This is a genomic window from Azotobacter vinelandii CA (genome assembly GCF_000380335.1).
GTDB classification, from domain to species: Bacteria; Pseudomonadota; Gammaproteobacteria; order Pseudomonadales; family Pseudomonadaceae; genus Azotobacter; species Azotobacter vinelandii.
Genome location: NC_021149.1, coordinates 4940298 through 4959265, shown reverse-complemented (window position 1 = coordinate 4959265; position 18968 = coordinate 4940298). Strand labels below are relative to the sequence as shown.

The 18968-nt window shown below is 63.5% G+C and carries 16 protein-coding genes and 3 pseudogenes; 15 read left to right on the top strand and 4 right to left on the bottom strand.

Annotated features, from left to right (window positions below; translation table 11 throughout):
- The first annotated feature begins 4 nt into the window (after positions 1-4).
- The 7 genes and pseudogenes from anfK to AVCA_RS22350 all read left to right on the top strand — a co-directional run bounded on the left by anfK (position 5) and on the right by AVCA_RS22350 (position 7404).
- Positions 5-1393: a Fe-only nitrogenase subunit beta gene (gene anfK / locus AVCA_RS22380; RefSeq protein ID WP_012703359.1), complete on the top strand. Its 1389-nt coding sequence runs from the start codon at positions 5-7 to the stop codon at positions 1391-1393.
- 164 nt (positions 1394-1557) lie between these two features.
- Positions 1558-2295 carry a Fe-only nitrogenase accessory protein AnfO gene (gene anfO / locus AVCA_RS22375; RefSeq protein ID WP_012703358.1) on the top strand — a complete coding sequence of 246 codons (738 nt, stop codon included), beginning with the start codon at positions 1558-1560 and terminating at the stop codon, positions 2293-2295.
- A gap of 48 nt (positions 2296-2343) precedes the next feature.
- On the top strand, positions 2344-2895 hold the full coding sequence (locus AVCA_RS22370; protein ID WP_012703357.1) for a gamma-glutamylcyclotransferase family protein: 552 nt from the start codon (positions 2344-2346) through the stop codon (positions 2893-2895).
- Between the two features lie 611 nt (positions 2896-3506).
- Positions 3507-4697 carry a DesA family fatty acid desaturase gene (locus AVCA_RS22365; RefSeq protein ID WP_085930879.1) on the top strand — a complete coding sequence of 397 codons (1191 nt, stop codon included), beginning with the start codon at positions 3507-3509 and terminating at the stop codon, positions 4695-4697.
- Between the two features lie 87 nt (positions 4698-4784).
- Positions 4785-5443 (top strand): annotated as a pseudogene (locus tag AVCA_RS22360) (GGDEF domain-containing protein).
- 205 nt (positions 5444-5648) lie between these two features.
- Positions 5649-6917, top strand: a complete 1269-nt coding sequence (locus tag AVCA_RS22355; RefSeq protein ID WP_012703354.1) for an OprD family porin — start codon at positions 5649-5651, stop codon at positions 6915-6917.
- A 163-nt stretch (positions 6918-7080) separates the two neighbouring features.
- Positions 7081-7404: an ArsR/SmtB family transcription factor gene (locus AVCA_RS22350; protein ID WP_012703353.1), complete on the top strand. Its 324-nt coding sequence runs from the start codon at positions 7081-7083 to the stop codon at positions 7402-7404.
- Between the two features lie 10 nt (positions 7405-7414).
- Here AVCA_RS22350 and aguA read toward each other — a convergent pair whose 3' ends face one another.
- The 3 genes from aguA to AVCA_RS22335 form a co-directional block, all read right to left on the bottom strand.
- Positions 7415-8521: an agmatine deiminase gene (gene aguA, locus AVCA_RS22345; RefSeq protein WP_041807644.1), complete on the bottom strand. Its 1107-nt coding sequence runs from the start codon at positions 8519-8521 to the stop codon at positions 7415-7417.
- 15 nt (positions 8522-8536) lie between these two features.
- Positions 8537-9415 (bottom strand): N-carbamoylputrescine amidase, encoded by an 879-nt coding sequence (aguB, locus tag AVCA_RS22340; protein WP_012703351.1) that lies wholly within the window; start codon positions 9413-9415, stop codon positions 8537-8539.
- A 161-nt stretch (positions 9416-9576) separates the two neighbouring features.
- Complete coding sequence (locus AVCA_RS22335) at positions 9577-10953, bottom strand: glutamine synthetase family protein (RefSeq protein ID WP_012703350.1); 1377 nt, start codon at positions 10951-10953, stop codon at positions 9577-9579.
- A gap of 275 nt (positions 10954-11228) precedes the next feature.
- Here AVCA_RS22335 and AVCA_RS22330 point away from each other — a divergent pair, with 275 nt between their 5' ends.
- The 8 genes and pseudogenes from AVCA_RS22330 to AVCA_RS22305 all read left to right on the top strand — a co-directional run bounded on the left by AVCA_RS22330 (position 11229) and on the right by AVCA_RS22305 (position 17733).
- A complete protein-coding gene (locus AVCA_RS22330) occupies positions 11229-11981 on the top strand; it encodes a gamma-glutamyl-gamma-aminobutyrate hydrolase family protein (RefSeq protein ID WP_012703349.1) in 753 nt (250 codons plus the stop codon).
- Positions 11982-12006: 25 nt separating this feature from the next.
- A complete protein-coding gene (locus tag AVCA_RS22325; RefSeq protein ID WP_012703348.1) occupies positions 12007-13368 on the top strand; it encodes a glutamine synthetase family protein in 1362 nt (453 codons plus the stop codon).
- 68 nt (positions 13369-13436) lie between these two features.
- Positions 13437-14810, top strand: coding sequence for an aspartate aminotransferase family protein (locus AVCA_RS22320; protein ID WP_012703347.1), 1374 nt, complete (start codon positions 13437-13439; stop codon positions 14808-14810).
- A gap of 77 nt (positions 14811-14887) precedes the next feature.
- Entirely contained in the window at positions 14888-15232 is a 345-nt protein-coding gene (locus AVCA_RS22315) for a hypothetical protein (protein WP_012703346.1), read from the top strand.
- A complete protein-coding gene (locus AVCA_RS22310; RefSeq protein WP_012703345.1) occupies positions 15229-15543 on the top strand; it encodes a helix-turn-helix domain-containing protein in 315 nt (104 codons plus the stop codon). Before AVCA_RS22315 ends, AVCA_RS22310 begins: the two co-directional genes overlap by 4 nt.
- 268 nt (positions 15544-15811) lie before the next feature.
- Positions 15812-16675: a hypothetical protein gene (locus tag AVCA_RS25620; RefSeq protein ID WP_012703343.1), complete on the top strand. Its 864-nt coding sequence runs from the start codon at positions 15812-15814 to the stop codon at positions 16673-16675.
- A gap of 125 nt (positions 16676-16800) precedes the next feature.
- A pseudogene (locus AVCA_RS27315) lies at positions 16801-16923 on the top strand (IS5/IS1182 family transposase); the annotation flags it as partial.
- 45 nt (positions 16924-16968) lie between these two features.
- The gene (locus tag AVCA_RS22305; RefSeq protein ID WP_012703341.1) at positions 16969-17733 is read left to right on the top strand and encodes an SAM-dependent methyltransferase; all 765 of its coding nucleotides are present in this window, start codon (positions 16969-16971) and stop codon (positions 17731-17733) included.
- Positions 17734-17949: 216 nt separating this feature from the next.
- Here AVCA_RS22305 and AVCA_RS22300 read toward each other — a convergent pair.
- Positions 17950-18910: pseudogene (locus AVCA_RS22300) on the bottom strand (IS110-like element ISAzvi12 family transposase).
- Positions 18911-18968 lie beyond the last annotated feature (58 nt).

The window sequence follows — 18968 nt, the reverse complement described above, 5'->3', positions numbered from 1 at the left end:
CGACATGACTTGCGAAGTCAAGGAAAAAGGGCGGGTTGGCACTATCAACCCCATCTTTACCTGTCAACCGGCCGGTGCCCAGTTCGTCAGTATCGGTATCAAGGATTGCATCGGTATCGTGCATGGCGGCCAAGGCTGCGTGATGTTCGTCCGCCTGATCTTTTCCCAGCACTACAAGGAAAGTTTCGAGCTGGCCTCTTCCTCCCTGCACGAGGACGGCGCCGTGTTCGGTGCCTGCGGCCGGGTCGAGGAAGCGGTCGATGTGCTGCTCAGCCGCTATCCCGACGTGAAGGTGGTGCCCATCATCACCACCTGCTCCACCGAGATCATCGGCGACGACGTGGACGGGGTGATCAAGAAGCTCAACGAAGGGCTGCTGAAAGAGAAGTTCCCGGACCGGGAAGTCCATCTGATCGCCATGCACACGCCGAGCTTCGTGGGCAGCATGATCAGCGGCTACGACGTGGCCGTTCGGGATGTGGTCAGGCATTTCGCCAAGCGCGAAGCGCCCAACGACAAGATCAATCTGCTCACCGGCTGGGTCAATCCGGGGGATGTCAAGGAGCTGAAGCACCTGCTCGGGGAAATGGACATCGAAGCCAACGTGTTGTTCGAGATCGAAAGTTTCGACTCGCCGATCCTGCCGGATGGCAGTGCCGTTTCCCACGGCAATACCACCATCGAGGATCTGATCGACACCGGCAATGCCCGGGCGACCTTCGCCCTGAACCGCTACGAAGGCACCAAGGCCGCCGAGTATCTGCAGAAGAAATTCGAGATCCCGGCGATCATCGGCCCGACCCCGATCGGCATCCGCAATACCGACATCTTCCTGCAGAACCTGAAGAAGGCGACGGGCAAGCCGATTCCCCAGTCGCTGGCCCATGAGCGCGGGGTGGCCATCGATGCCCTGGCCGACCTGACCCACATGTTTCTGGCCGAAAAGCGTGTGGCCATCTATGGGGCGCCGGATCTGGTGATCGGCCTGGCCGAATTCTGCCTGGATCTGGAGATGAAGCCCGTCTTGCTGCTGCTGGGCGACGACAACTCCAAGTACGTGGACGATCCGCGCATCAAGGCGCTTCAGGAAAACGTCGATTACGGCATGGAAATCGTCACCAATGCGGATTTCTGGGAACTGGAAAACCGCATCAAGAACGAGGGTCTGGAACTGGATCTGATCCTCGGTCACTCCAAGGGCCGTTTCATCTCCATCGACTACAACATCCCGATGCTGCGCGTGGGTTTCCCGACCTACGACCGCGCCGGCCTGTTCCGCTATCCCACGGTGGGCTATGGCGGTGCCATCTGGCTGGCCGAGCAGATGGCCAACACCCTGTTCGCCGATATGGAACACAAGAAGAACAAGGAATGGGTCCTCAACGTCTGGTAAGGACCATCCAATCCTTGTAGTTGGCGCGAGAGGGCAGCGGGCTGCATCGCTGTCCTTCTCGCCGATCCCTGTGCCGCTGTATCTGGTGCATCCGCTTGCCGGGTCGGACGGTGGATGCACGTTTTTTCCGACGGCGCGGACAGGCTGGACTCGAAGAGGCCCCTATGAAAATCGCGGCTTATCTCGATCGGCATGGAGACATGGCCGGTCTCTACACGGCCGGCAGGTTCCAGCTCTACGAAAAAGACGACGAACACTGGATTTTGAAAAGGCAGGTTCCGCTCGAAATCACGGCGGAGATGAACATTCCCGAGGTGAAGCAGGCCCTGCGCGAGGCCGTGGTCCATCTGGAGGACTGCAAGACCCTGCTGTCCGCCGAGGTGCGCGGCCTGCTGTATTCCCTCCTGCAGGAAGAAATGGGCTTCCGGACCTGGAAGTCGCAGGGCTCCCTGCACGAACAACTGGACAACGTGGCCCGCAACGAGCTGGATCTGGCGCTCAGGGAGGCCCTGGCCGCCGCCGAGGCCGAGAAGGCCGCGGCGCAGGCGTCCGCCGGCGGCTGCGCGGGCGGAGGCGGCGGCGGGAAACGGCGTTCCGCGGCCGGCGCCCCGGAGCCCGAATCCATCCCGCAGCCGGAATGCCTGGGCGAAGGCCGTTACCGCCTCGACCTGGAGGCCGCGCTCAAGGGCAACAAGGAGCTCAATTCCCGCCAGGTACTGATCCCCTTTCTGGAAAACACCGTCTTCCGCGAGTTCGAGATCCTCTGCGATCACGTCCCGCGCTGGTTTTCCCACAAGCTCGACGAACTCAACCTCAGGGCCGAGTCCGAGGAGCTCGCCGGCCCGAAAAAGGGCCTGAAGCTGCGTGTTCTGCCTGGGCCGGAGGCCGCGCCGGCCGGCTGAAATCCCATCCCGCGATCCATCCTTTCAACGACGGACAGGAGTCTTTCCATGAGCGTTTCCCAAGACAACCATCTGCTCTATTTCGCCTACGGCGTGGACATGAACCCGGAACACATCGCGGCCCGCTGCGACGAACCGCAAGTGTTCATGGTGGCTCATTTGCCCGACCACGCCCTGGCCTTTTTCGGATATACCGACCGCTGGGACGGTGGTCTGGAAAGCATCGTGGAGTCCCCCGGCGATCGGCTATACGGGTTGATCTACGAAGTGACCTACAACGATGCGGATTATCTGGATGCTTGCCAGGGCGCGCGCCTGGACGGCACCGGACCCTATTTCCAGTTCCCGGTGGAGGTGATCGGCGAAGACGGCCGGAGCCATTCGGTATTCACCTATAAAAAGTCCAGCCTGGGGGAAACCACCCAGCCCAGCAGCGGCTACCTGGACTACATCGTCGCCGGTGCGACGGCGCAAGGATTGCCGGAGGCTTACATAGAGCGCCTGAAGCGGATCGACAACAAACCGACCGATGAGCCATTACCCAGAAAGACCGATCTGAACAGGATTCTGGTGGGAGGCCATGCCTGCAACTGTGGTTGAACGGCCGAAGCGGCCCTGCAAGGCCTGCTCGACCCGCGCGGGCAGGCGAAGCTCGTGCCGCCCGACCCCGGTCACTCCAGGCGTTGGTGGGCACCTCGCCCACCGGCGTGACGATCGAGTGCCCGGGAGCATGGCCGGCCACGTGGCGCGCCGGGGCCTGACCGGGCCCTGGCCTTCCCCGGCCGACGCCCGGAGTGCTCCCTGGACAGTAGGCGAGTCGACGGGGCGCTGGGCCGGACAATCGGGTTCGTGAACGTCTGACCATCGACGGCTCGGAGGACAGCGCGCCACCTGGCGGTCGCTGGAGCCTTCCTCGTTGCGTTCGCTCCGTCATCGCTGCCGCAGCATCCCGCTCGCCTGCGACTGCCCGGGTCCCGCTGCTCCTCCCTCGGGGCTGGCCCAGTGCCTGCCGCATCTTCCGGTAGCGTTTTCCACCCTGGCGGTCGGATTCGATGACAGGACGTCAGGAGAGGGGCCTTTCATCGGCAGGGGCCCGCTCCATGGCTGCCGGGCAGGGCAGTGGAAACGTTCCCTGTCCGGAAAGGCGTCGCCGGCCGGATGCGTTCGAATGAAGTCCCATGCCGCTGTTCAACTTCCGAGGTACACAACGCATGTGGTACGACGGTTTTCTCGATCCGACGCCCTGGCAGCTCATCATGGTGACCTTGCTGATCACGCATTTGACCGTGGTCAGCGTCACCGTGTACTTGCACCGTTATTCGGCGCATCGCGCGCTGGAGCTGCATCCGGCCGTGAAGCACGCCTTCCGCTTCTGGCTGTGGCTGACCACCGGCATGAACACCCGCGAGTGGACCGCCGTCCACCGCAAGCACCACGCCTGCTGCGAGACGCCGGAGGATCCGCACAGCCCCCGCTACAAGGGGCTGGCGAACGTCCTGTGGCGGGGCGCCGAACTGTACAAGGCGGAAGCGGGCAATACCGAGACGCTGCGCATCTACGGCAAGAACTGTCCGGACGACTGGATCGAGCGACATGTCTATTCGCGCTTCCCCAACGGCGGCGCGATGCTCATGCTGCTGATCGACCTGGCGTTGTTCGGCGCGTTCGGCCTGAGCGTCTGGGCCGTGCAGATGCTGTGGATTCCGTTCTGGGCCGCCGGCGTGGTCAACGGCCTCGGCCATGCCGTGGGCTATCGCAATTTCGAATGCCGCGACGCCGCCACCAATCTGGTGCCCTGGGGCATCCTGATCGGCGGCGAGGAACTGCACAACAACCACCATACCTATCCCGGTTCGGCCAAGTTGTCGGTACGCCCCTGGGAATTCGACATGGGCTGGGCCTGGATTCGCCTGCTGGTCCTGCTGGGGCTCGCCGAGGTCAAGCGCACCGTGCCGGTCGCCCACCGGGTGGCGGACAAGCGTCATCTGGACATGGACACCGCCAGGGCGATTCTCAACAACCGCTTCCAGATCATGGCGCACTACCGTAGCCGGGTGATCGCCCCGCAGGTGCGCATGGAGGCGGCCCGGGCCGAGGCCTCGGTGCGTCACCTGTTCCACCGGGCCAAGGGCCTGCTGGCGCGCGAGAGCAGCCTGCTCGAGGCGCGCCAGCAGGCGCGCATCCAGTCGCTCCTCGAACAGAGCCAGACGCTCCGGGTGGTCTACGAACGACGCCTGGCGCTGCAGCAGGTCTGGACCCGGACCAGCGCCAACGGCCATGAGATGCTCGCCGCGATCCGGGCCTGGGTGCACGAGGCGGAGGCCAGCGGCATCCAGTCCCTGTGCGAGTTCGCCGAACACCTGAAGACCTACTCGCTGCGTCCCGCCCCGAGCCTCGCCTGAGGCGGCACGGCGAACTTTGCCGGCCGCCGTCGATCTGGTGGCCTGCGCCCGTCGGGGCGATGGCTGGTTCAGCTCGAGGGAGAGGGATTGCATGAGCCTCAAGGCGGCATCGATCACCCGCCGGCGTCTGGCGCCCGGATCGGAAGGCGCGCCGGCCCCGTCGGCCTCGCCGAGGACATCACCGAGCGCAAGCGCCTGGAGAGCGAACTGCAGCGCCTCGCCAGCACCGATGGGCTGACCCGCAGCAGCAACCGCCGGCATTTCTTCGAGTGCGCCCAGCGCGAGTTGCGACTCGCCCGCCAGTACGACGCGCCGCTGGCCTTCCTGCTGCTGGACATCGACGACATCAAGCGGATCAACGATACCCATGGCCATCAGGTCGGCGACCAGGTGCTGCAGCGGCTGGCCGACTGCTGCGCCGCGACGATCTGTTCGGGCGGGTCGGTGGCGAGGAGTTCGCCGCGTTGTTCCCGCGCTGCCGCCCGGAACAGGCCCTGCCGATCGTCGAGCGTCTGCAGCGGAGCAGCGGAAAACTGGCGTTCGAGGCCGCTGGCAAAACTTTTCGCATCACCGTCAGCCAGGGGCTGGTCGGTTTGGAAGCCGGCGACGTCGACCTGGGGGCGCTCTACGCCCGCGCCGGTGCGGCCTGTACCAGGCCAAGCGGCAGGGCAAGAACCGGATCGTCCGGCTTTAGGAGGCCGCCTACGAGCCTTGTCCTGCAGGCTTCTGCAGGGATTCCCATATAGATATAGCCAATACAAGTCAATGACTAATAAGTATCCAGTCGCTTCGTATATGGCGTCTATGCTCCTTTCCCAGGCCCGGCTATTGTTGCTGCGTCCCCCGCGTGACGGTCGTGGGGTGCTCAATGGTTCTGCGCATGGCCTGTCCCGGAGGATGGGGATCGTGTTGTTGCAGTGCCTCCAAAAATAAGAACGGAGAAATAACAAGATGACGAAAGCCACCCTGGCGCTGGCTGTGGCGGCCGGTATTGTGGGCTTGTCGGCGACTCAGCAGGCTGCTGCCGAGTTCTTCAAGGACAGCAAGGCCAGTCTGGAACTGCGCAACTTCTACATGAACAAGGATTTCCGCGACGAGGTCAGCAGCGCTGCCAACCAGCAGTCCAAGCAGGACGAATGGGCGCAGGGATTCATCCTGAAGTACGAGTCCGGTTACACCGAAGGGCCGGTCGGTTTCGGTCTCGACATGCTCGGCCTGTTGGGGGTGAAGCTCGATTCGGGGCCGGGCGAGGCGGGAACCGGCTTGCTGCCGGGCGGCTACAACAACCGTGCGCCGGACGACTACAGCGAACTGGGCGTGACCGGCAAGGTCCGCTTCTCCAAGACCGAACTCAAGGTCGGCACCCTGCTGCCGAAGAACCCGGTACTGGTCTACAACGATACCCGCCTGCTGCCGCAGACCTTCCAGGGCGGCAACCTGCAGATCAAGGAAATCGAGGGGCTGACCCTGGACTTCGGCTATCTGGACGAGGTCAACTACCGGAACTCCACCCATAACGAAGAAATGAGCCTGGTCAACGCCAACCGGCGCAACATCACCATCAAGCCGGGCGCCGAGAACGAGGCGAACTTCTTCATGTATGGCGGCGCCACCTACCAGGTGACCAAGGCGCTGACCGCCACCTACTACTACGGCGAACTGGACGACCTGTACAAGCAGCACGCCGTCAACCTGGTGCATGTGCTGCCGCTCGGCAAGAGCTCGCTGAAGACCGACCTGCGCTACGCGCGCTCCACGGACGACGGCGAGGCCCATGTCGACAACCACGCCTTCGGCCTGTTGACCACCTATGCCATGGGGGCGCACAAGTTCGGCCTGGGTCTGCAGAAGATGCAGGGCGACACCGGCTTCGCGCAGATCAACGGTACCGACCCCTTCCTGGTCAACTACATCCAGGTCAACGATTTCGGCAACGCCGACGAGCGCTCCTGGCAACTGCGCTACGACTACGATTTCGCGGCGCTCGGCATCCCGGGCCTGACCTTCATGACCCGCTACGTGTCCGGCGACCACGTCGACCGCGGTCCGGGGTCCGATGGCAAGGAATGGGAACGCGACATGGACATCGCCTATGTGTTCCAGAGCGGTATGTTGAAGAACCTGAGTCTGAAGTGGCGCAACGCCACCATGCGCAGCAACTTCGTCCGCGACGTCGACGAGAACCGCCTGATCGTCAGCTACACCCTGCCGCTGCTGTAATTCCGGGGCGGCCATGCCGCCTCCTCCAGGCGCTCCCACCCGTCGGGGTGGGGCGGCCCGGAGCCATCTCCCTCGCATTGCGCTCGTCTTCCCGCGCCGTCAGGCGTTGAAAAAGCTGTTGTCTCTAAATAGCTTATGCCCAGCGCAATCGAGCTTCTTGCCCATGACTGAAACGACTTCCGCCATCGACATCCAGCGCCTGCGCGAATCCGCCGGCCAGGCCGAGCAATTGCTCAAGGTGCTGGCCAACCCCGATCGCCTCATGCTGCTCTGCCAACTGTCCCATGGCGAACGCAATGTCGGCGAACTGGAGGCCCTGCTGGGCATCCGCCAGCCGACCCTGTCCCAGCAACTGGGCGTGCTGCGCCGCGAAGGGCTGGTGGCGACCCGGCGCGACGGCAAGCAGATCCACTACCGGATCAGCAGTCCGCAGGCCCTGGCGGTGATCGAAACGCTCTACCAACTGTTCTGCGCCGACGGACGCTGAGCGGGGCCGTTCAGCGCCGTCGTGCGGCCGGCTGCTGCTGGGTGATGCAGTGGATGTTGCCGCCGCCGAGGAGAATCTCGCGGCCGGGTAGCATCAACACCTCGCGCCCGGGGAACGACTGCCGGAGAAGGGCCTCGGCCTCGGCGTCGCGCGGATCGTCGAAGGCCGGCGCGATGATGCCGCCGTTGACGATCAGGAAATTCACGTAGGAGGCGGCCAGGCGGATCGACGGATCGCGCGGCTGGCTGTCGGCGGCCGGGTCGACGCCGGCGCATTCCTCCGCGCTGGCGTGCAGCGGACCTGGTATCGGCATCCGCTGCACGCGCAGGGCCCGGCCGCGGGCGTCGCGGACCCGCTCGAGCACCTCCAGCGCCGCCCGGCAGCGCGGGTGGTTGGGGTCCTGCGGGTCATCGGTCCAGGCCAGCAGCACCTCGCCGGGACGCACGAAGCAGCAGAAGTTGTCGACATGGCCGTCGGTCTCGTCGTTGTACAGCCCCTGCGGCAGCCAGATCACCCGTTCGACGGCCAGGTGCCCGGCGAGCACGGCCTCGATCTCCTCGCGCGAGAGGTGCGGGTTGCGGTTCGGGTTGAGCAGGCATTCCTCGGTGGTGAGCAGGGTGCCCTCGCCGTCGACGTGGATGGCGCCGCCTTCCAGCACGAAGCCTTCGGTGCGGTAGCGGGCGCAGCGCTCGATACCGAGGATCTTGCGCGCCACCTGGTCGTCGCGGTTCCAGGGCGCGTACAGGCCGCCGGCGAAGCCGCCCCAGGCGTTGAAGGTCCAGTCCACGCCGCGCACCTCGCCGGCGTCGTCGACCAGGAAGGTCGGTCCGGTGTCGCGTACCCAGGCGTCGTCGCTGCTCAGTTCGACCACCCGGATGTCGGCGCCGGCGAGGCGGACGCAGGCGTTCTCGTACTGCGCCGCCGAGACGCCGACGGTCACCGGCTCGAAGCGGGCGATGGCGCGGGCCACCGTGGCGAAGGCGGCCTGCGCCGGCTTGCCGCCGAGCCGCCAGTTGTCCGGGCGTTCCGGCCAGAGCATCCAGGTCTGGGCGTGCGGCTCCCACTCGGCGGGCATGCGGAAGCCATCGGCGCGCGGCGTGCCGCTCAGGGTTCGCATCGGTTCGGGCATGCCTCAGGACTCCAGGCTGCCGTCAAGGGTCTTGATCGCGCCGTACAGGTCGGGCCGGCGGTCGCGGAACACCCCCCAGGCGCTGCGCACGTGCTCGAGGCGGTCGAGGTCGAAGCTGTGCACCAGCACGCCTTCTTCCGTCTTGTCCAGCTCCTCGAGCTTGGCGCCGGACTGGTCGGCGATGAACGACGAGCCGTAGAAGTCGATATGGTAGTCCTCCTGCACCTCGCGGCCGATGCGGTTGCTGGCGATCAGCGGGGTCAGGTTGGCGGCGGCATGGCCCTGCTGCACGCGCTGCCAGTGGTCGCGGGAGAGGATGCTCGGGTCGTGGGGCTCGCTGCCGATGGCGGTGGGGTAGAGCAGCAGCTCGGCGCCCTGCAGCGCCATGCTGCGCGCGCTTTCCGGGAACCACTGGTCCCAGCAGATGGCCACGCCGATCCGCCCGTGGCGGGTCTGCCAGACCTTGAAGCCGGTGTCGCCGGGATTGAAGTAGTACTTCTCGTGGTAGCCGGGACCGTCCGGGATATGGCTCTTGCGGTAGAGGCCGAGCATCCGCCCGTCCGCGTCGAGGATGGCGATGCTGTTGAAGCGCGCCTGCCCGGCCCGCTCGTAGAAGCTGATCGGCAGCACCACCTGCAGTTCGGCGGCGATCTTCCGGAAATGGCGGATGGCCGGGTTTTCCTCGACCGTGGTGGCCAGTTGCAGGTAGTCCGGGTTCGGCTTCTGGCAGAAGTAGGGGGTCTCGAACAGTTCCTGGAGCAGGATGACCTGCGCGCCCCTGGCCGCGGCCTCGCGCACCAGCCGTTCGGCGTTGGCGATGTTGGCGGCGCGATCCCAGGAACAGGCCATCTGGGTGGCGGCGACGGTGACGATGCGGGACATGGCGACCTCGTGGCGGGATGCGGAAAGCCTCAAGCTGGCAGAGGATGATGCCGGGGTCAAATGACGTTGCGAAGTCGCTGCCGGCGGCTGAAAGGTGGCGCGCGCAGCCCGGGCGGAGCGCCGGGGGCACGCTGCGACGCGGCCGTTTTCCGGCCGGCCGGTCAGACCGTGTGCAGATACCAGTTGTATTCCAGGTCGGAGATCGAGTGCTCGAACTCCTCCAGCTCGCTCTCCTTGCAGGCGACGAAGACGTCGATGTAGTCCGGACTGATATAGCGGGAGAGGATCTCGTCCTCGTCCAGCCGGCGCAGCGCGTCGCGCAGGTTGTTGGGCAGGCTGGGCTCGACCTGCTCGTAGGAATTGCCCTCGATCGGCTCGCCCGGCTCGATCCGCCCGGCCAGTCCGTGGTGCGCGCCGGCGAGCAGCGCGGCCATCACCAGGTAAGGGTTGGCGTCGGCGCCGGCGACGCGGTGCTCGATGCGCACCGCGTCCGCGCTGCCGGTCGGCACGCGCAGGGCCACGGTGCGGTTGTCCAGCCCCCAGCAGAGCGCGTTGGGCACGTAGAACTGGGCGCCGAAGCGGCGATAGGAGTTGACGTTGGGACAGAGGAAGGCCATCGAGGCGGGCATGGTTTCCAGCACGCCGCCGATCGTGTGGCGCAGGGCGGCGTTCTGCCGGGGATCGTCGCCGGCGAAGATGTTCCTGCCGTCCTTGTCGAGGATCGAGATGTGCACGTGCAACCCATTGCCGGCCTGGCCCGGGTAGGGCTTGGCCATGAAGGTGGAGTCCATCTCGTGGTCGTAGGCGATGTTCTTGATCAGCCGCTTGAGCAGCACGGCGTGGTCGCAGGCCTTGATCGGGTCGGCGACGTGGTGGAGGTTTACCTCGAACTGCGCCGGGGCGCTCTCCTTGACGATGGCGTCGGCCGGGATGCCCTGTTCCTTGGCGCCTTCGAGGATGTCCTGCAGGCAGTCGACGTACTCGTCGAGGTCGTCGATCAGGTAGACCTGGCTCGACTGCGGGCGCTTGCCGGAGATCGGCGAGCGCGGCGGCTGCGGCCGGCCGTTCACGTTCTCCTGGTCGATCAGGTAGAACTCCAGCTCGAAGGCGGCGCAGACAGTCAGCTCCAGCTCCTCGAAGCGGGCCACCACCTGGCGCAGCACTTCCCGCGGGTCGGCGAAGAAGGGCGTGCCGTCGCGCTCGTGCATGGTCATCAGGAGCTGCGCGGTGGGGCGCTTCTGCCAGGGCTCCTTGCTCAGGGTGTCGGGGATCGGGTAGCAGATGCGGTCGGAATCGCCGATGTCCAGGCCCAGGCCGCTGCGCTCGACCGTGGCGCCGTTGATGTCCAGGGCGAACAGCGAGGCGGGCAGGTTGATGCCCTGTTCATATACTTTGTGCAGACTGGTGCGTTCGATGCGTTTGCCGCGCACCACGCCGTTCATGTCGGCGATGAGCAGGTCGACGAACAGCACCTCGGGATGTTCCTTGAGGAACGCGTTCGCTTCGTTGAGCTGAACGGCACGCGCGGGTACCGACATGATGTAACACCTTGATTGTTTAAAATTTCAATCATTCATTGCGCCAATGCTGAGTCAATCCCAAAGCCATGTCGCTGTCAAGGCTGGCTGCCGTCGGTTAGGAATGGGGCTTGCATGCCGATTTTCCGGCCCTTCCGGGCGGCTCTTCGAGGTGGCGGCGAGGCCGTATGGGACTGGGCCCGTGCAGGGTATACCGTTTCGCCTCGTAGTCTGTTGTCTAAAAAAATGAACAAGACTAAGCTCGACTCCACTCCCCCGACAGTCAGGATGATGCCATGCCCCGCCTGCCCCTGATCGGCGTGACCGCCTGCACCCGGCAGATCGGTTCGCACCCCTTCCATATCGCCGGCGACAAGTACCTGCGGGCGGTGGCGGAAGGGGCCGGCGGCCTGCCACTGATCGTTCCCGCGCTGGGCGAACTGATCGACCGGGAGGCCCTGCTGGAGCGGCTCGACGGCCTGCTCTGCACCGGCTCGCCGTCGAACGTCGAACCCCACTATTACCAGGGGGCCGCCAGCGCGCCGGGCACCCCTCACGATCCGGCCCGCGACAGCACCACGCTGCCGCTGATCCGCGCCGCGGTCGCCGCCGGCGTGCCGTTGCTCGGCATCTGCCGGGGCTTCCAGGAAATGAACGTGGCCTTCGGCGGCAGCCTGCACCAGAAGGTCCACGAGGCCGGCCCCTACGCCGACCACCGCGAGCTGGAGGACGAGGCGCTGGAAATCCAGTACGGGCCGCGCCATGCGCTGCACGTGCAGCCCGGCGGGCTGCTCGACGGATTGGGCCTGCCCCGGCGGATCGAGGTCAACTCGCTGCACGGCCAGGGCATCGAGCGCCTGGCTCCCGGCCTGCGCACGGAAGGGTTGGCCCAGGACGGGCTGATCGAGGCGTTTTCCGTCGAGGGTGCGAAGTCCTTCGCCCTCGGCGTGCAGTGGCATCCGGAATGGCAGTTCCACACCAACCCCTGTTCCCGGGCCCTGTTCCAGGCCTTCGGCGACGCCTGCCGGCGTCGGGCGGAGCGTCGTTAGCGAGCGAATTGCAAGGAGTGTCATCATGAGCGCCAGTGGCAAGCTGGAACGTCTTACCCTCTGGCTGAAGGAACGCAAGATCACCGAGGTCGAGTGCCTGATCAGCGACATGACCGGCATCGCCCGCGGCAAGATCGCGCCGACCAGCAAGTTCATCGCCGAGCGGGGCATGCGCCTGCCGGAGAGCGTGCTGCTGCAGACCGTGACCGGCGACTATGTGAACGAGGACGTCTATTACCGGCTGCTCGATCCGGCCGAGATCGACATGTTCTGTCATCCCGACGAGAGCGCGGCGTTCCTCGTGCCCTGGGCCGTCGAGCCGACCGCCATGGTGATCCACGACACCAGCGACAAGTGGGGCAACCCCATCGAACTGTCGCCGCGCAACCTGCTCAAGAAGGTGCTGGCGATGTACGCCGAGCGCGGCTGGCAGCCGATCGTCGCGCCGGAGATGGAGTTCTACCTGACCCAGCGCAGCGACGACCCCGACTACCCGCTGCAGGCCCCGGTGGGCCGCTCCGGCCGTCAGGAGACCGGCCGCCAGTCGTTCTCCATCGACGCGGCCAACGAGTTCGACCCGCTGTTCGAGGACATGTACGACTGGTGCGAGGCCCAGGGCCTGGATCTGGACACCCTGATCCACGAGGAAGGCACCGCGCAGATGGAAATCAACTTCCGTCACGGCGAAGCGCTGCACCTGGCTGACCAGATCTTCGTGTTCAAGCGCACCCTGCGCGAGGCGGCGCTCAAGCACAACGTCACCGCCACCTTCATGGCCAAGCCGATGACCGGCGAGCCGGGCAGCGCCATGCACCTGCACCAGAGCGTGCTCGACAGCGACGGGCAGAACATCTTCTCCACTCCGGACGGCTCCATGAGCGAGCTGTTCCTCAACCATATCGGCGGACTGCAGAAATACATTCCCGAACTGCTGCCGCTGTTCGCGCCCAACGTCAACTCGTTTCGCCGCTTCCTGCCCGGCACCTCGGCGCCGGTCAACGTCGAGTGGGGCGAGGAAAACCGCACCGTCGGCCTGCGCGTGCCGGACTCCGCGCCGCACAACCGGCGGGTGGAGAACCGCCTGCCGGGCGCCGACGCCAACCCCTACCTGGCCATCGCCGCGAGCCTCCTGTGCGGCTACATCGGCATGGTCGAGCAGTTGCAGCCGAGCGCCCCGGTACAGGGGCGCGGCTACGAGCGGCGCAGCCTGCGCCTGCCGCTGACCCTGGAGGCGGCGCTGGAGCGCATGGAGAACTGCCGCGCGCTGGAGCGCTACCTGAACCCGCGCTTCATCACCGCCTACATCGCGGTGAAGCGCGCCGAGAACGAGAACTTCAAGCGGGTGATCAGCTCCTGGGAGCGGGCCTTCCTGCTGCTCTCGGTGTGATCCGCCAGGCTTTTCCCGGCCCGCCCACCGGCCGGTGGGCCGCGCCCCGCGTAAGAGGAGGGCTTTCCATGAAAGACGCCACCGGCAATCCGCAGACCCGGCACTGGCAGGCGCTCGGCCATGCCCACCACCTGCCGCCGTTCAGCGACTACAGACAGCTCAAGGAGCACGGCCCGCGGATCATCACCCGCGCCTCCGGCGTCTACCTGTGGGACAGCGAAGGCAACTGCATCCTCGACGGCATGGCCGGGCTCTGGTGCGTCAACGTCGGCTACGGCCGCGAGGAACTGGTCGAGGCGGCCAGCCGGCAGATGCGCGAGCTGCCCTACTACAACCTGTTCTTCCAGACCGCTCACCCGCCGGCCGTGGAACTGGCCCGGGCGATCGCCGAACTGGCGCCGCCGGGCATGCATCATGTGTTCTTCACCGGCTCCGGCTCGGAGGCCAACGATACCGTGCTGCGCCTGGTGCGCCATTACTGGGCGATCAAGGGGCAGCCACGGAAGAACGTCGTCATCGGCCGCTGGAACGGCTACCACGGCTCCACCGTCGCCGGCGCCAGCCTGGGCGGCATGAAGGCCATGCACGGCCAGGGCGACCTGCCGATTCCCGGTATCGAGCACATCGACCAGCCCTACTGGTTCGGCGAGGGCGGCGGCCTCGACCCGGAAGCATTCGGCATCCGTGTCGCCGACCAGCTCGAACGCAAGATCCTCGAGATCGGCGAGGAACGGGTCGCCGCCTTCATCGCCGAACCGATCCAGGGCGCCGGCGGGGTGATCATCCCGCCGGACAGCTACTGGCCGCGCATCCGCGAGATCCTCCGCAAGTACGACATCCTCTTCGCCGCCGACGAAGTGGTCTGCGGTTTCGGCCGCACCGGCGAATGGTTCGGCAGCCAGTACTACGGGCTGGAGCCGGACCTGATGGCGATCGCCAAGGGCCTGACCTCCGGCTACCTGCCGATGGGCGGGGTGGTGGTGCGCGACAGGATCGTCGAAGTGCTCGAAGAGGGCGGCGAGTTCTACCACGGCTTCACCTACTCCGGGCACCCGGTGGCGGCCGCGCTGGCCCTGGAGAACATCCGCCTGTTGCGCGAGGAAGGCATCGTCGAACGGGTCCGCACACGCACCGGCCCCTACCTGCAACGGCGCTGGCGCGAACTGGCCGAACACCCGCTGGTCGGCGAGGTCCGCGGCCTCGGCATGCTCGCCGCGCTGGAACTGGTCAAGGACAAAAAGACCCGCGAACGCTTCCCCGCCGACCTGGCGGCCGGCATGCGCTGCCGCGAGCACTGCTTCGCCAACGGCCTGGTGATGCGCGCGGTCGGCGACACCATGATAGTCGCGCCGCCGTTGGTGATTTCCGAGGCGGAGATAGATGAACTGATCGCCAAGGCGCGGCATTGTCTGGACCTGACGGCGAGCGAAATGCCGGGCTGAGGCAGGGCAGGAGGAGGCGTGAGAGCATGCCTCCACCCTGCTTGCTTGAGTGTGAGCAAGTTGCTTACACTTTTTCCATGAAAGCCCTCTTCATCGAAACCACGAGCTTTACCGCCACGGTCGGCGACTACCTGACCGACGACGAATATCGGCAACTCCAGGGGGAACTGCTGAAGAACCCCGATGCCGGCGACGTCATGCCACGCACGGGCGGCTTCCGCAAGCTGCGCTGGGCCGATGGGCGCAGAGGGAAGGGAAAGCGTGGTGGCTTGCGCGTCATCTACTACTGGCTGCTCGGCGATGGCCAGTTCTGGATGTTCGCCATCTACGACAAAAATGAGCTGGAGAACCTCACTGCCGAGCAGGAGAAGCTGCTCAAGCAGGCCATCACCGCAGAGCTGAAAAAGCGAGGTGCCAAGTGAAAAAGCGTGATTTGTTTGCCGAGATGATGCAGGGCATCGGCGAGATGGAGGCGCACCGTGAGGGCAAGATCACTCTGCGCCAATACGAGGTCGAAGAAAGGCCGGCGCCGGAGGTGTCGGCGAGCGAGATCGTCGCCCTGCGCAAGAAAATGCACATGTCCCAACAGGTGTTTGCCCGCCGCTTCCGCATCAGCACGGGCACCCTGCGCAAATGGGAGCAGGCCAAGGCCAAGCCGAACGCACAGGCTGCCGTTCTCATCAGACTGGTCGAGCAGTACCCCGACATGGCCGAAAGGCTGGCCGCGATCTGAGCCGTGGACCCCCGCCGAGTGTGGTCATGTTGGAGGCTGCAGCCTGCGAGGGTATCGCTGGGGGTGGCAAGGGAATGTTACACACCAAATGGTGTATTTGTTCATGCCATTTGGTGTCGAATAGTAGTTATGTGCCAAGTCACCCGGCTAAGCCTCCACTTTAAGATCGGAAGATAAAGATGACGCTAGTTGTTGTCGGTCATGAATTTGAAAAAAAGCAACTTTTTCATGGGGAAAAGATACTGGAGACACACAAAAAAAAGCGGGAATGAAGCCTGTGGGTTTGTTTGCAGTCGCAGATAGCAGCATCACTGCCCCGAACTCCAACGGAAAGCAAACAATTCTAGGCGGTTTCAGGAAAATTTACCCTGTCGAAATAAAAGTTTGGAAACCCTTCTTCAACGGCGTCTATTTTCGCAGTTATCTGGAAGTGCATTACGAGGCTGAGTGCTTTGTTGCAATTGCGGGCAGCACCTTTACAGCGCAACATGTGTTAAATCTTATTTCAGAACACCTACGAAAAATTCGCATTAGTTATGAAAGAGCAAAAGAACTACTCACGCCCGGAAAGTATGTTCTTATAAGGCACTGCCAGCGGAATGAACTAGAAATTAATCAAGGCATTGACGAGTGGGCTGAAGACATGTTCACACCCAATGACTATATTGATTTAGTTACAGCGAATGACATAGCAAAAATAGTTGAGTACTCCATCAACGAGGCGTTGACTTCCGCAAGAAAATACAAAATTGACGAGCAGTCATTAAAGGCTATGTACTCCGAGTTTGCAGTTGGGATATATTGCCCAAAAGAAAAGAATCATCAACTATTTGCTTTTAGAATGGGAAGCCGCCTCAATGCGGAGGGGCTTATAGAGGTTTATGCAACTAAAGAACGAATTGAAGAAGGTAGAGTTGCAGTGCTTGGCATGAAAAGCGAATTTGAAGCCACAGCCCAAGATGCTATGCAAATCGCTATCGAAGAAGAGATTTCGCCATCGCGGAAGTTTTTTGATTTTATAAATAAAGCAATCGACAAAGTCAGGGACAATGGCAGCTTTGCAATTGATAGACCTTCAGTTTGCAAAGTATTTCAAGAAGGCCAGCTAAAAACCGTTTTTCATCAGAAGTAGTCACATAACAATTCGTTCCAGCGGACGCGCTAAAGCACGCCTCTGAACTCAAACGTTAGAGAGTGGGGTTGTGATGAGTACAGTGGTCGCAGATTGGTTTGATATCAATTGATTGATTTGGGCGGCGCTTTCGAAGGCTGAGCCGGGACTACGAGTGCCTGGCTTCGACGCTGGTGGGCTTTCACTTCATAGCCTTTGTCTGCCTGATGCTGCCAATGGCTATCAAGGCTTTGGCAGCACCAGGCTGATCAAATAATGAACGGGTTAATAACAGCCTTTAGGAAATTTACGCATTGGACATCCCTCGGATATTCAGCATTACGGAAAGCGCGCACCGCATCCACAACCCGTTCACACCCGATAAGTTCGCTACGCTAGGTGCTGCGTTGCGTCTGGCGGCAGGGGCACGAGTGCTCGACCTTGGTAGCGGTTCGGGCGAGATGCTATGCACCTGGGCACGTGACCACGGCATTGTCGGCACCGGCATCGACATGAGTCCGTTGTTCACCGAACAGGCAAAACAGCGTGCTGAAGAGCTCGGAGTTACCCATCAAGTTGAGTTCATTCATGACGATGCAGCGGGTTATGTCTCTGACAACAAGGCTGATGTAGCAGCTTGTGTCGGTGCCACCTGGATTGGCGGGGGCGTCGTTGGCACCATCGAGCTTCTGGCGCGAAGCCTACGCACCGGCGGAATCATCCTGATCGGCGAGCCTTATTGGCGGCAATTGCCGCCAACAGAAGAGATTGCCAAAGGATGTCTTGCCAACGCCATTTCTGACTTTCTCCCGCTCCCTGAATTTATCGCGTCTTTTGATCGCCTTGGCTACGACGTCGTTGAGATGGTTCTGGCCAATCAAGATGGTTGGGACAGGTACGAAGCAGCCAAGTGGCTCACCATGCGCCGATGGCTTGAAGCCAATCCTGACGATGAGTTAGCAGATGAGGTTCGCTCTAAACTGACCACGGAGCCTGAGCGTTATGCAACCTACACGCGCGAGTACTTGGGCTGGGGTGTGTTCGCACTCATGCCACGCCTCAGCATCAAAAAGGCCTAACAATTCATATATGGACTCTCCCCACAAGTGGTGAGTAAAGCCTTTCCAACCCTGTCGCCAGTGCGGTTGCATTCATATATCCGGCCTTCCATGGACATTACCGTCCGGGCCACTCTGTGGTTCGCGCAGCGGGGGCCAAGCGTTCAATCGATCACCAGGATCAGCATTGTTATCGGCCTTGCTCCGCTGCAGGACTCGCCTGTTCCGACAGTGTCGCTATTCACCACAACCACGGGAAAACCTGCTGCTCTGCCAGTCGCCGCTGAAGCGCCGCTCATGACACCACATCGCCCAGCAGATCCGCACCAGCTTGTTGGCCAGCGCCACGGCCGCCTTGCTGGCGGCGCCGTGGATCAGCAGGGTGCGCACATAGACGTTGCCCTGCCGGCTGATGTGTTCCAGCTTGCGGGTATTGCCACTGCTGTACTCGCGGGGCGTCATGCCCAGCCAGGCGCTCAACTGGCGGCCACTGGCAAAGCGCTCGGGCTGGCCGACCGCCGTTTTCAGGGCGCTGGCACTCAGCAGACCGATGCCGCTGACTTCGTCGAGCCTGCGCACGATGGCGTCGTCGGCATGCCAGCGGGCGAGCTGCTGCTCGCACTCGACCATGCATTGCTCGTACAGGTTGATCTCCGCCAGGACGATCTGCAGTTGGCCGCGCCGGGCCGCCACTTCGGGTTGCTCAACCAGTTCATTGGCTGCATGGAGGAAGGCAGCTATCGACGCCGGCGCCTCAAGGCCCATCTCGCGGAAGATGCCGCGCAGCAGGTTGATGCGCTGGGTGCGGCTCTTCTTCCAAGCTTCGCGCAGGCCGTGCAGCTGTTGCAGTTGCTGCTGCTCATGGCTCTTCACCGGCACCGGATGAATGCCGGCGCAGCGCGCCGCTTCGAGGAGGGCGTCGCAGTCGTTGCGGTCGGTCTTGTTGCGTCGCCGGTAGGGTTTCACGTAGCGCGGATGCAGCAGGATCACCCGATGCCCCAGCGACTGGGCGAAGCGTCCCCAGTAGTGCGCCGTGCCACAGGCTTCCATCAGCCACTCGACCGGTTCCGCCTGCTCCTGTATATACCGGCGAAATGCCTCGCGACCCAGCCGTCTGCGCTGATTCACGTGGCCGGCGGACGCTCTCGGCAACCTGGTAAACGGACTTGGCCAAATCCACTGCAATCTGTTTGGGCATCGCTGCAATCCTCCGAACATCACTCACGGCACCGTTGGTGCGGATAAGTGTGGTGCAG

Bases quoted from the DNA above. Each gene is read 5' to 3' on its own strand.
- anfK (WP_012703359.1), top strand. From the start codon at position 5: ATGACTTGCGAAGTCAAGGAAAAAGGGCGGGTTGGCACTATCAACCCC.
- anfO (WP_012703358.1), top strand. From the start codon at position 1,558: ATGAAAATCGCGGCTTATCTCGATCGGCATGGAGACATGGCCGGTCTC.
- AVCA_RS22370 (WP_012703357.1), top strand. From the start codon at position 2,344: ATGAGCGTTTCCCAAGACAACCATCTGCTCTATTTCGCCTACGGCGTG.
- AVCA_RS22365 (WP_085930879.1), top strand. From the start codon at position 3,507: ATGTGGTACGACGGTTTTCTCGATCCGACGCCCTGGCAGCTCATCATG.
- AVCA_RS22355 (WP_012703354.1), top strand. From the start codon at position 5,649: ATGACGAAAGCCACCCTGGCGCTGGCTGTGGCGGCCGGTATTGTGGGC.
- AVCA_RS22350 (WP_012703353.1), top strand. From the start codon at position 7,081: ATGACTGAAACGACTTCCGCCATCGACATCCAGCGCCTGCGCGAATCC.
- aguA (WP_041807644.1), bottom strand. From the start codon at position 8,521: ATGCGAACCCTGAGCGGCACGCCGCGCGCCGATGGCTTCCGCATGCCC.
- aguB (WP_012703351.1), bottom strand. From the start codon at position 9,415: ATGTCCCGCATCGTCACCGTCGCCGCCACCCAGATGGCCTGTTCCTGG.
- AVCA_RS22335 (WP_012703350.1), bottom strand. From the start codon at position 10,953: ATGTCGGTACCCGCGCGTGCCGTTCAGCTCAACGAAGCGAACGCGTTC.
- AVCA_RS22330 (WP_012703349.1), top strand. From the start codon at position 11,229: ATGCCCCGCCTGCCCCTGATCGGCGTGACCGCCTGCACCCGGCAGATC.
- AVCA_RS22325 (WP_012703348.1), top strand. From the start codon at position 12,007: ATGAGCGCCAGTGGCAAGCTGGAACGTCTTACCCTCTGGCTGAAGGAA.
- AVCA_RS22320 (WP_012703347.1), top strand. From the start codon at position 13,437: ATGAAAGACGCCACCGGCAATCCGCAGACCCGGCACTGGCAGGCGCTC.
- AVCA_RS22315 (WP_012703346.1), top strand. From the start codon at position 14,888: ATGAAAGCCCTCTTCATCGAAACCACGAGCTTTACCGCCACGGTCGGC.
- AVCA_RS25620 (WP_012703343.1), top strand. From the start codon at position 15,812: ATGAAGCCTGTGGGTTTGTTTGCAGTCGCAGATAGCAGCATCACTGCC.